The sequence below is a fragment of the Mycobacterium deserti genome (assembly GCF_025345615.1).
GTDB classification, from domain to species: Bacteria; Actinomycetota; Actinomycetes; order Mycobacteriales; family Mycobacteriaceae; genus Mycobacterium; species Mycobacterium deserti.
Window position 1 is genome coordinate 738,438 of record NZ_JAODWD010000003.1, and the last position, 11,660, is coordinate 750,097.

At 66.6% G+C, this 11,660-nt stretch carries 10 protein-coding genes; 8 read left to right on the forward strand and 2 right to left on the reverse strand.

Features of this window, described 5'->3' with window-relative positions:
* Genes carA through pyrF form a run of 3 tightly spaced genes read left to right on the forward strand, consistent with a single transcriptional unit; the run spans position 1 to position 5,335 of the window.
* Positions 1–1,140 (forward strand): glutamine-hydrolyzing carbamoyl-phosphate synthase small subunit, encoded by a 1,140-nt coding sequence (carA, locus tag N4S67_RS15025; RefSeq protein WP_260994047.1) that lies wholly within the window; start codon positions 1–3, stop codon positions 1,138–1,140.
* Positions 1,141–1,181: 41 nt separating this feature from the next.
* The gene (carB, locus tag N4S67_RS15030) at positions 1,182–4,520 is read left to right on the forward strand and encodes a carbamoyl-phosphate synthase large subunit (RefSeq protein WP_260993762.1); all 3,339 of its coding nucleotides are present in this window, start codon (positions 1,182–1,184) and stop codon (positions 4,518–4,520) included.
* Positions 4,517–5,335, forward strand: coding sequence for an orotidine-5'-phosphate decarboxylase (gene pyrF / locus N4S67_RS15035; protein WP_260993763.1), 819 nt, complete (start codon positions 4,517–4,519; stop codon positions 5,333–5,335). Before carB ends, pyrF begins: the two co-directional genes overlap by 4 nt.
* Before the next feature lie 50 nt (positions 5,336–5,385).
* Here the strand turns inward: pyrF and N4S67_RS15040 are convergent, their stop codons facing one another.
* A complete protein-coding gene (locus N4S67_RS15040; RefSeq protein ID WP_260993764.1) occupies positions 5,386–5,727 on the reverse strand; it encodes a hypothetical protein in 342 nt (113 codons plus the stop codon).
* Between the two features lie 554 nt (positions 5,728–6,281).
* Between N4S67_RS15040 and mihF the strand changes: the two genes are divergently transcribed.
* From mihF to metK, 5 genes are all read left to right on the forward strand, one after another.
* Positions 6,282–6,599: an integration host factor, actinobacterial type gene (gene mihF / locus N4S67_RS15045; RefSeq protein ID WP_003889986.1), complete on the forward strand. Its 318-nt coding sequence runs from the start codon at positions 6,282–6,284 to the stop codon at positions 6,597–6,599.
* Between the two features lie 10 nt (positions 6,600–6,609).
* On the forward strand, positions 6,610–7,197 hold the full coding sequence (gene gmk / locus N4S67_RS15050; RefSeq protein WP_260993765.1) for a guanylate kinase: 588 nt from the start codon (positions 6,610–6,612) through the stop codon (positions 7,195–7,197).
* Positions 7,198–7,247: 50 nt separating this feature from the next.
* Positions 7,248–7,565, forward strand: a complete 318-nt coding sequence (gene rpoZ / locus N4S67_RS15055; protein WP_390893369.1) for a DNA-directed RNA polymerase subunit omega — start codon at positions 7,248–7,250, stop codon at positions 7,563–7,565.
* Between the two features lie 18 nt (positions 7,566–7,583).
* Positions 7,584–8,834, forward strand: coding sequence for a bifunctional phosphopantothenoylcysteine decarboxylase/phosphopantothenate--cysteine ligase CoaBC (coaBC, locus tag N4S67_RS15060; RefSeq protein WP_260993766.1), 1,251 nt, complete (start codon positions 7,584–7,586; stop codon positions 8,832–8,834).
* A 112-nt stretch (positions 8,835–8,946) separates the two neighbouring features.
* Complete coding sequence (metK, locus tag N4S67_RS15065) at positions 8,947–10,155, forward strand: methionine adenosyltransferase (protein ID WP_260993767.1); 1,209 nt, start codon at positions 8,947–8,949, stop codon at positions 10,153–10,155.
* A 3-nt stretch (positions 10,156–10,158) separates the two neighbouring features.
* On the opposite strand, the gene N4S67_RS15070 is transcribed toward metK, so the two are convergent.
* Positions 10,159–11,637: a flavin-containing monooxygenase gene (locus tag N4S67_RS15070; RefSeq protein WP_260994049.1), complete on the reverse strand. Its 1,479-nt coding sequence runs from the start codon at positions 11,635–11,637 to the stop codon at positions 10,159–10,161.
* Between the last annotated feature and the right edge of the window lie 23 nt (positions 11,638–11,660).

Consider the following 11,660-nt stretch of genomic DNA (forward strand, 5'->3'; position numbering starts at 1 on the left):
ATGAGCGCCCGTCGCGAAGAGCAGAAGGCGCTGCTCGTCCTCGAAGATGGTCGCATCTTCACCGGCACGCCGTACGGGGCGGTCGGGCAGACGCTCGGCGAGGCGGTGTTCTCGACCGGGATGTCCGGTTATCAGGAGACGTTGACCGACCCGAGCTATCACGGACAGATCGTGGTGGCGACTGCGCCGCAGATCGGCAACACCGGCTGGAACCATGAGGACGCCGAGAGCCGTGGCGACAAGATCTGGGTGGCCGGCTATGCGGTGCGCGATCCGTCGCCGCGCGCGTCGAATTGGCGTGCGACCGGCACACTGGACGACGAGTTGGCCCGGCAGGGCATCGTCGGGATCGCGGGCATCGACACCAGAGCGGTGGTACGCCATTTGCGCAGCCGCGGGTCGATGAAGGCCGGCCTGTTCTCTTCAGAGGCGCTCGCCGAGGCCGACGTGCTGCTCGACAGGGTGCGCAACCAGCCGTCGATGCTCGGCGCCAACCTCGCCGGACAGGTCAGCACCGATGCCGCGTATGTCGTCGAACCCGACGGCCCGCAACGCTTCACCGTCGCCGCTATCGACCTGGGTATCAAGACCAACACTCCGCGGAACTTCGCGAGCCGAGGCATCCGCAGTCACGTGCTGCCGTCGACGGTCAGCTTCGCGGAGATCGACGAGCTCAAACCCGACGGGGTGTTCCTGTCGAACGGACCCGGTGACCCGGCCACAGCCGAACACATCGTCGGCGTCACCCAGAGGGTGCTCGAAGCCGGTATACCGCTGTTCGGGATCTGTTTCGGCAATCAGATTCTCGGTCGGGCGTTGGGCCGGTCCACCTACAAGATGGTGTTCGGGCACCGCGGCATCAACGTGCCCGTCATCGACCACGCCACCGGCCGCGTCGCGGTGACCGCGCAGAACCACGGGTTTGCGCTGGAGGGTGAGGCCGGAGAACAGTTCGACACGCCGTTCGGTCCGGCGATCGTCAGTCACACATGCGCCAACGACGGAGTGGTCGAAGGCATCAAACTCGCTGACGGACGTGCCTTCTCGGTGCAGTACCACCCGGAGGCCGCGGCGGGTCCGCACGACGCGAACTATCTGTTCGATCAGTTCATCGACTTGATGGCAGGGGAGAAGCAGTAGATGGTGCACGCTCGCGGTGGGTGTGACGAGGGGGGCCGGTAATGCCGAAGCGCGCCGACCTCAACCACGTGCTGGTGATCGGCTCCGGGCCGATCCTCATCGGGCAGGCCGCCGAATTCGATTACTCGGGCTCGCAGGCGTGCCGTGTGCTGCGCGCTGAGGGGTTGCAAGTCACGCTGATCAACTCGAACCCGGCGACGATCATGACCGACCCCGAGTACGCCGACAACACCTACATCGAGCCGATCACCCCTGCCTTCGTCGAGCGGGTGATCGCTCAACAAGCCGAGCGCGGCAACAAGATCGACGCGATGCTGGCGACTCTCGGCGGTCAGACCGCGCTGAACACGGCCGTCGCCCTGTACGAGAACGGCGTTCTGGAACGCTATGACGTGGAACTGATCGGCGCGGACTTCGACGCGATCCAGCGCGGCGAGGACCGGCAACGGTTCAAGGACATCGTCGCCAAGGTCGGCGGCGAGTCGGCGCGCTCCCGCGTGTGTTTCACCATGGAGGAGGTCCGCGAGACCGTCGATGACCTCGGTCTGCCGGTGGTGGTTCGGCCGTCGTTCACGATGGGCGGTCTCGGCTCCGGCATGGCCTACTCCGCCGAGGACGTCGAGCGGATGGCAGGCGACGGGCTCACCGCGTCGCCGAGCGCCAACGTTCTGATCGAGGAATCGATCTTCGGCTGGAAGGAATTCGAGCTCGAGTTGATGCGCGACGGCCACGACAACGTCGTGGTGGTCTGTTCTATCGAGAACTTCGACCCGATGGGCGTGCATACCGGCGACTCCGTCACCGTTGCACCGGCGATGACCCTGACCGACCGCGAGTACCAGACGATGCGCGACCTGGGCATCGCGATCCTGCGCGAGGTCGGTGTCGACACCGGCGGTTGCAACATCCAGTTCGCGGTCAACCCGGTCGACGGCCGACTCGTCGTCATCGAGATGAATCCGCGCGTGTCGCGCTCGAGTGCGTTGGCGTCCAAGGCCACCGGCTTCCCGATCGCCAAGATCGCCGCCAAGCTTGCGATCGGCTACACCCTCGACGAGATCCTCAACGACATCACCAAGGAGACGCCGGCCTGCTTCGAGCCGACGCTCGACTACGTCGTCGTGAAGGCGCCGAGGTTCGCGTTCGAGAAGTTCCCCGGCGCCGACGGCACCCTCACCACCACCATGAAGTCGGTCGGCGAGGCGATGTCGTTGGGCCGCAACTTCATCGAGGCGCTCGGTAAGGTGATGCGCTCGCTGGAGACCAGTCGTGCCGGGTTTTGGACCGCGGCGGACCCCGACGTGTCCGTCGACGAGCTGCTCGAGCGGCTCAGGACGCCGACCGACGGGCGGCTCTACGACCTGGAGCTGGCGTTGCGCGTCGGCGCCAGCGTCGAGCAGGTGGCCGAGGCGTCCGGCGTCGATCCGTGGTTCGTCGAGCAGATCGCCGGACTCGTCGCACTGCGGACTGAGCTGCTTGATGCACCCGTGCTCGACGAACACCTCCTGCGGCGCAGCAAGTACCACGGTCTATCGGACCGGCAGATCGCCGCGCTGCGGCCCGAACTCGCCGGCGAGGTCGGTGTGCGGGCGCTGCGTCAACGCTTGGGCATCCACCCGGTGTACAAGACGGTTGACACCTGCGCCGCGGAATTCGAGGCCAAGACGCCGTACCACTACAGCAGCTACGAACTCGACCCCGCCGCCGAATCCGAGGTGGCCCCGCAGACCGAGAAGCCGAAGGTCCTCATCCTCGGCTCCGGGCCCAACCGCATCGGCCAGGGCATCGAATTCGACTACAGCTGTGTGCATGCCGCAACGACGCTGAGTCAGGCCGGCTTCGAGACGGTGATGATCAACTGCAACCCCGAGACGGTGTCCACCGACTACGACACCGCCGACCGGCTCTACTTCGAGCCGCTGACGTTCGAGGACGTACTGGAGGTCTACTACGCCGAGTCTCTCTCCGGCGCAGACGGTCCCGGTGTTGTCGGGGTCATCGTGCAGCTCGGCGGGCAGACACCGCTGGGACTCGCCGAACGCCTGGAGAACGCCGGTGTGCCGATCGTCGGCACCAGCCCCAAGGCCATCGACCTGGCCGAAGATCGCGGCGCGTTCGGCGAGGTTCTCAACCAAGCCGGCCTGCCGGCCCCGCGGTTCGGTATGGCGACCAGCTTTGAACAGGCCCGTCGTATCGCTGCCGACATCGGCTACCCGGTGCTGGTCCGGCCGTCGTACGTGCTGGGCGGGCGTGGCATGGAGATCGTCTACGACGACGAGACGTTGGACGGCTATATCACCCGTGCCACCGAACTGTCGCCCGAGCATCCGGTTTTGGTCGACAGATTCCTCGAAGACGCGATCGAGATCGACGTCGACGCGCTCTGTGACGGCGCCGAGGTGTACATCGGCGGCATCATGGAGCACATCGAGGAGGCCGGTATCCACTCGGGCGACTCGGCCTGTGCGCTCCCGCCGGTGACGCTGGGCCGCAGCGACATCGAGTCGGTGCGGCGCGCCACGGAGGCGATCGCCCACGGCATCGGGGTGGTGGGACTGCTCAACGTGCAGTACGCGCTGAAGGACGACGTGCTGTACGTGCTGGAGGCCAACCCGCGCGCCAGTCGCACCGTGCCGTTTGTCTCGAAAGCGACGGCGGTACCGCTGGCCAAGGCCTGCGCGCGGATCATGCTCGGCGCCACGATCGCTCAGTTGCGCGAGGAGGGGGTGCTGGCCCGTACGGGCGACGGCGCGACGACTCCGCGCAACGCGCCGGTCGCGGTGAAGGAAGCGGTGCTGCCATTCCACCGGTTCCGCAAGGCCGACGGCTCGCAGATCGACTCGCTGCTGGGCCCGGAGATGAAGTCCACCGGCGAGGTGATGGGCATCGACCATGACTTCGGCAGCGCGTTCGCCAAGAGTCAGACCGCCGCGTACGGTTCGTTGCCCACCGAAGGCACCGTGTTCGTCTCGGTCGCCAACCGCGACAAGCGGTCGCTGGTGTTCCCGGTCAAGCGCCTGGCCGATCTGGGCTTCCGGGTGCTGGCCACTGAGGGCACCGCGGAGATGTTGCGCCGCAATGGTATTCCTTGCGACGAAGTACGCAAGCACTTCGAACAGCCCGGGGAGGGCAGGCCGCCCATGTCGGCCGTCGACGCCATCAAGGCCGGCGAGGTCGACATGGTGATCAATACCCCCTACGGCAACTCGGGCCCGCGCATCGATGGCTACGAGATCCGTTCGGCTGCGGTGTCGGTCAACATTCCGTGCGTGACGACCGTGCAGGGCGCTTCGGCGGCGGTGCAGGGCATCGAGGCCGGCATCCGCGGGGACATCGGGGTGATGTCGCTGCAGGAGTTGCACAGCGTGTTGGGTCCGTGACCGGGTTCGGTCGACGCCTCGCCGATGCGGTGACGCGGCGCGGACCGCTGTGCCTCGGGATCGACCCGCACCCCGAGTTGTTGCGGGCGTGGGACCTGCCGGTCGACGCCGACGGACTCGGCCGGTTCTGCGACATCTGCGTGGCGGCCTTCGCTGACCACGCGGTGGTCAAGCCGCAGGTGGCCTTCTTCGAAGCCCATGGGTCAGCGGGCTATGCGGTGCTCGAGCGCACCATCGGCGCTCTGCGGGAGACGGGCGTGCTGGTGCTCGCCGATGCCAAGCGCGGTGACATCGGCTCCACGATGGCCGCCTACGCCCAGGCGTGGGCCGGGGATTCTCCGCTGGCCGCCGACGCGGTGACCGCATCGCCGTACCTCGGATTCGGCTCGTTGCAGCCGCTGCTCGACACGGCCCTGGCCAATGGGCGTGGCGTGTTCGTGCTGGCCGCCACGTCCAATCCGGAAGGTATCGGTGTGCAGCGAGCCGAACGCGGCGGCCGAACCGTCGCGCAGGCCATCGTCGACGCCGCAGCAGCGGTGAACCGGGATGCACAGCCGGAGCCGGGTTCGGTCGGGGTGGTGGTCGGGGCGACGCTGGCCACACCGCCGGATGTGAGCGCGTTGGGCGGACCGGTCCTGGTGCCCGGTGTCGGAGCGCAGGGTGGCCGGCCGGAGGCGCTCGGCGGCCTCGGCGGGGCGCACCCCGGCCAGCTGCTGCCCGCGGTCTCGCGAGAGGTGCTGCGCGCAGGACCCGACGTCACCGCGTTGCGGGCTGCTGCCGACGCAATGCGCGACGCCGTCGCCTACCTCGCGTAGAGGACCCGACCTGGGCCTAGCAGGCTGTTAGCGGTTTGAATCGCGATGAGTCACAGCGGAATCCACAGACCGAACAACCAGAAGCCCCAGTTGTTGAATTGAGGATTGAAGACCGGTGTCACCCAATTGCCGTTGTAATTGAATGGCTGGCGGTCGATCCGTCCTTGATCGATGCCACGCCAGGCGAGCCCGGGGGGCGGGCCTGTTCGGCTCCGATCGCCGCCGATTGCCGGGCCGTTGTGCCCCCCCGGTCCAACGGGGCCCTGACAGGCCCCGAGCCCGCAGCCAGGCCCGGGTTGCGCGGCCGCGCTACCGGCGCCGGCGGTAAATGACGCAAGGCCGACGCCGAGGGCGACGGCGGCGGTACCTGCCAGACGGTTGAACTTCCTCATGGTGATCGCTCCTTCTGCTCCCGGGGTGGGAGGCTGGTCGACCCGACTGCCGAACGCTATGGCGCCCAGCTGTGCGCGGGCTGTCCGGCGGGTATGAGGGCGATAGGCGCCGCGTCGATCGTCACATCTGCACCATGTGAACCTCTAGAAACACCTGTAACGGGTGTTTCACCTGGCGATTCTTGCGACCGTTGTCCGGTCACCGGCGACACGCCCAAACGGCATGACCAGCGAAAATTTTTAATTTCGAGCCGCCCGAGGATGGCGTGGTGTGGTCCAGGTCACGTCCTGACGGTGTCGGATCGCCGTTCCGGCCCTCTGAAATGCCTTGATATGCAGGCAGTTCCAGCGGCCGCAGGTCGGGATCGGACGGTTCAGTGCCCGATCCGGACATGCCCCGACGGGTGAGCGACGGCCTAACACGCTGGGCTTTTAACGCTCAAAGCAGGGGGTGGGGTTCGCTTTCGTCAGGATGCGTGGGTACGGTCGTCGTCGCTGGCTGTTGACGTATCAGCCGAGACAAAACAGATGATGTGACGAGACGGAGGAACCCCGTGGCCCTTCCCCAGTTGACCGACGAGCAGCGCGCGGCAGCGTTGGAGAAGGCTGCTGCCGCACGTCGAGCACGAGCCGAGCTCAAGGATCGTCTCAAGCGCGGCGGCACCAACCTCAAGCAGGTGCTCAAAGACGCCGAGACCGACGAGGTCTTGGGCAAGATGAAAGTCTCTGCGCTCTTGGAGGCGTTGCCGAAGGTCGGCAAGGTCAAGGCGCAGGAGATCATGACCGAACTGGAGATCGCCCCCACGCGCCGCCTGCGCGGCCTGGGTGACCGTCAGCGCAAGGCGCTGCTGGAAAAGTTCGACCAGTCCTAGGCGCAATAAGTTGAGCGCCGGCCGAGGGGCCGGGCGGGTAGTCGTACTGTCCGGCCCCTCTGCCGTCGGGAAATCCACTGTTGTTCGCTGTCTTCGCGAACGCATTCCCGACCTGTACTTCAGCGTGTCCGTCACCACTAGGGCGCCCCGTCCGGGCGAGGTGGATGGCGTCGATTATTCGTTCGTGACCATCGAAAAGTTCCAGCAGCTCATCGACGACGGTGCGCTACTGGAATGGGCGGAGATCCACGGTGGACTGCATCGTTCCGGCACGCCGGCCCAGCCCGTCCGCGACGCCACCGCGGCAGGCAAACCAGTCCTCATCGAGGTCGATCTGGCCGGTGCGCGCGCCGTGAAGAAGGCGATGCCCGAGGCGCTGGCCGTGTTCCTGGCCCCGCCCACCTGGGAAGCGCTCGAGACTCGGCTGACCGGACGCGGCACGGAAACGCAAGAGGCGATGGAGCGCCGGCTGGCCACCGCGCGGGCCGAATTGGCCGCCCAAGGCGAGTTCGACGAGGTAGTGGTCAACAGTCAATTGGAGTCTGCCTGCGCCGAATTGGTATCCTTGCTGGTAACCGGACGTGATCAAGGCGCCTAACGCGGCGCGAACCGGAATTGTATTCATCTGAACTTCAGGAGATTTTCTACGTGAGCACCCCGCACGCCGATGCGCAGCTGACCGCTGTGAGCGACATCGACGCGTCCGCCGCAGCTGCCTACGACACGCCGCTGGGCATCACCAACCCGCCGATCGACGAGCTGCTGAACCGCGCGTCGAGCAAGTATGCGCTGGTGATCTACGCCGCCAAGCGCGCGCGCCAGATCAACGACTACTACAACCAACTCGGCGACGGCATCCTCGAATATGTCGGCCCGCTGGTCGAGCCCGGCCTGCAGGAGAAGCCGCTGTCCATCGCGATGCGTGAGATCCACGAAGACCTGCTCGAGCACACCGAAGGCGAGTAGCAACAGGGAGCGGCCCGCATGGAGTCCAAGCGGATCATCGTCGGCGTCGCCGGTGGCATCGCCGCCTACAAGGCGGCCACCGTTGTCAGGCAGCTCACCGAGGCGGGCCATTCCGTCCGGGTCGTGCCCACCGAATCCGCGCTGCGCTTCGTCGGCGCGGCCACCTTCGAAGCGCTGTCAGGCAATCCCGTGCACACCGGCGTGTGGGATGACGTGCACGAGGTGCCGCACGTGCGGATCGGTCAGGAGGCCGACCTCGTGGTCGTCGCCCCCGCCACCGCGGACCTGCTTGCGCGGGCCGTGGCCGGCCGCGCCGACGACCTATTGACCGCGACCCTGCTGACCGCACGATGTCCGGTGCTCTTCGCTCCGGCGATGCACACCGAGATGTGGTTGCACCCGGCCACCGCCGACAACGTCGCCACGCTGCGACGTCGCGGCGCGATCGTGCTGGAGCCGGCGTCGGGCCGACTGACCGGGGCGGACACCGGCGCAGGACGGCTACCCGAGGCCGAGGAGATCACCACACTGGCGCAGCTGCTACTGACCCGTGCCGATGCGCTGCCGTACGACCTGGCAGGCGTCAACGTACTGGTGACCGCGGGTGGGACCCGTGAGCCGATAGACCCGGTGCGCTTCATCGGCAACCGCAGCAGCGGCAAGCAGGGGTATGCGATGGCTCGGGTGATGGCCCAGCGCGGCGCCGACGTCACGCTGATCGCAGGCAACACCGCCGGTCTCATCGATCCCGCGGGAGTCCACGTCGTCCACATCGGGTCGGCGGCCCAGCTCAAAGACGCGGTGTCCAAGCACGCGCCGGACGCGCACGTGCTCGTGATGGCGGCCGCCGTCGCAGATTTCCGGCCGTCGCAGGTGCAGACCAGCAAGATCAAGAAGTCCAGCGACCCGGACGCGGCTACGCCGGGGATTGAGCTCACCCGTACCGACGACGTGCTCGCCGGCACGGTGCGTGCACGCACCGACGGTCAGCTGCCGAACATGCGGGCCATCGTCGGCTTCGCCGCCGAAACCGGCGACGCCAACGGCGACGTACTTTTCCACGCCCGCGCGAAATTGCAGCGCAAGGGATGCGATTTGCTCGTGGTCAATGCCGTCGGGGAGAATCGGGCGTTCGAAGTGGACAACAACGACGGATGGTTGCTCGCGTCCGACGGCACCGAGTCCGCCTTGGAACACGGTTCGAAGACTCTGATGGCCAGCCGTATCGTGGACGCGATCGCGGCCTTCCTGCAGAGCGGCGGCGAGTAACTCGGATCACGCGACTCGCTGCGGGTAAGGGTTGCGCGCCACCGGCGGGCACGCTTGGGTGCTCTAGGGCAGCAATATAATTCGATTAACTAAGTTTCGGAAGGATCACACCGTGAGTGAAGCTCGGCTGTTTACCAGTGAGTCGGTGACCGAAGGCCATCCCGACAAGATCTGTGACGCCATCAGCGACTCGGTGCTCGACGCGTTGCTCGCGGACGATCCCCGGTCCCGCGTCGCGGTGGAGACACTGGTGACCACCGGGCAGGTGCACGTGGTCGGCGAGGTCACCACCGCGGCCAGGGAAGCCTTCGCCGACATCACCAACACGGTGCGCGCGCGCATCCTCGACATCGGCTACGACTCGTCGGACAAGGGCTTCGACGGGGAGACCTGCGGAGTGAACATCGGGATCGGCGCGCAGTCGCCCGACATCGCCCAGGGCGTCGACACCGCCCACGAGACCCGGGTCGAGGGCGCCGGTGACCCGCTGGACGCCCAGGGCGCCGGTGATCAGGGGCTGATGTTCGGCTACGCCATCAAGGACACCCCCGAGTTGATGCCACTGCCCATCGCGCTGGCGCACCGGCTGTCGCGGCGGCTGACCGAGGTCCGCAAGAGCGGCGTGCTCGACTACCTGCGCCCGGACGGCAAGACCCAGGTCACGGTGCAGTACGACGGCACCACCCCGGTTCGTCTCGACACCGTGGTGCTGTCGACGCAACACGCTGCCGGCATCGACCTGGATGCGACCCTGGCACCGGATATCAGGGAGAAGGTCGTCAACACGGTGCTGGCCGACCTCAACCACGACTCGATGGACACCTCTGACTTCCGCCTCCTGGTCAACCCGACCGGCAAGTTCGTGCTCGGCGGTCCCATGGGCGACGCCGGCCTGACCGGCCGCAAGATCATCGTCGACACCTACGGCGGATGGGCCCGCCATGGCGGTGGCGCGTTCTCCGGCAAGGATCCGTCCAAGGTGGACCGGTCAGCGGCGTACGCGATGCGCTGGGTGGCGAAGAACGTCGTCGCGGCAGGCCTGGCCGAGCGCGTCGAGGTCCAGGTCGCTTACGCGATCGGCAAGGCGGCGCCCGTCGGGCTCTTCGTCGAGACGTTCGGCAGCGAGACCGTCGATCCCGCACGGATCGAGAAGGCCATCACCTCGGTGTTCGACCTGCGGCCCGGCGCGATCGTGCGCGACCTCGACCTGCTGCGCCCGATCTACGCCCAAACCGCCGCGTACGGCCACTTCGGCCGCACCGACGTCGAACTGCCGTGGGAGCAACTGAACAAGGTCGACGAGCTGAAGGCCGCGGTCTAGGTCCTACGAGGTGAACGCGTAGTCGTCGAGCGGGAATCGGCGGCTACGCCACATCGCCTCGAGCGTCGTCGTCGGCCGCAGCGGCGCATCGCCGTTCTTGTCGAAGTAGTAGCTGTTGGCCAGCTGGCAGCTGTCCTGCCAGAAGATCTGCCGATGCCGCTTGCGCATCATCTCGGCGAAGTAGCGGTCGTTGGCCTCCTGCGTGACCTCGACGCGACGGGCGCGCGTGCGGCGGGCCTGCTTCAGGCAGCGCACGATGTGGTGGGTCTGCGTCTCGATCAGCGCGAAGTACGAGGAACCGACGTAGCCGTACGGGCCGAACACGGTGAAGAAGTTCGGGAATCCGGGCACGCTGACGCCTTCGTATGCCTGTAACCGGTGCTTGTCCCAGTGCTCGCGCCACGATCGGCCGCCGGACCCGGTGAGTGGGAACGTGGGCATGTCGTCGGCATCCATCACCCGAAAGCCGGTCGCCAGGATCAGCACGTCGACATCGCGGGTCTCGCCGTCGACGGTCGCCACTCCCGATCCGGTGATCTTGTCGATCGGCTCGGTCACCAACTCGACGTTGTCGCGGTTGTACGTCGACAGGTAGGTGTTGTGGAAGCCCGGACGTTTGCAGCCGACGGCATAGCGCGGGGTGAGCTTCTCGCGGAGTTCGGGGTCGTGAACCTGCTTACGCAGATACGCCTCGCCGACCTTCGACATGTTCTTAGCCATCGGATTCACCGTGAAGTACTGCGCAGGCAGCGTGAACGTCAGCTCCACGTAGGCCTGACTGAGCAACCGCTGCACAGTGTTGCCTCCCGGCAGCCGCATCATTCGCCGCGCCGTGGGTGACAGCGGGACGTCAGGCTTGGGGAAGCACCAGATCGGCGTGCGCTGAAAGACGCTGAGCTGCTCGACGATCGGCGCGATTTCGGGAATGACCTGCACCGCAGACGCGCCCGTCCCGATGATCGCCACCCGCTTACCGGTCAAGTCCTGCTGGTGGTCCCACCGCGCGGTGTGCATCGTGACTCCGGCGAACGAGTCGACGCCGTCGATGTCGGGCAGATTCGGAGTGATCAGCACGCCGCAGGCATTGACCAGGAATCTCGCGGTCACCGTCCGGCCGCTGTCGACTTCGACGTGCCACAGGGCCTCGTCGTCGTCGAAGGCCGCCCCCAGCACCTTGGTGTTGAACCGGATCTTCGGGCGGAGTCCGTACGTGTCGACACAATGCTCGGCGTAGGCCTTCAGTTCGTTGCCCGGGGCGTATGTGCGTGTCCAGTCCGGACTCTTCTCGAAGGAGAACTGATAGGAGAACGACGGAATGTCAACGGCGATACCAGGATAGGTGTTCCAATACCAGGTGCCGCCGGGTCCGTCTCCTGCCTCAATCACGAGGTAGTCGCCCAGGCCGGCCTTGTCGAGTTTGATCGCGGCACCGATACCGGAGAATCCGGCGCCGACGATGACGGTCTCGTAGTCCGGCTTCATCATGAGGCCTCCCGTTCCTGCGC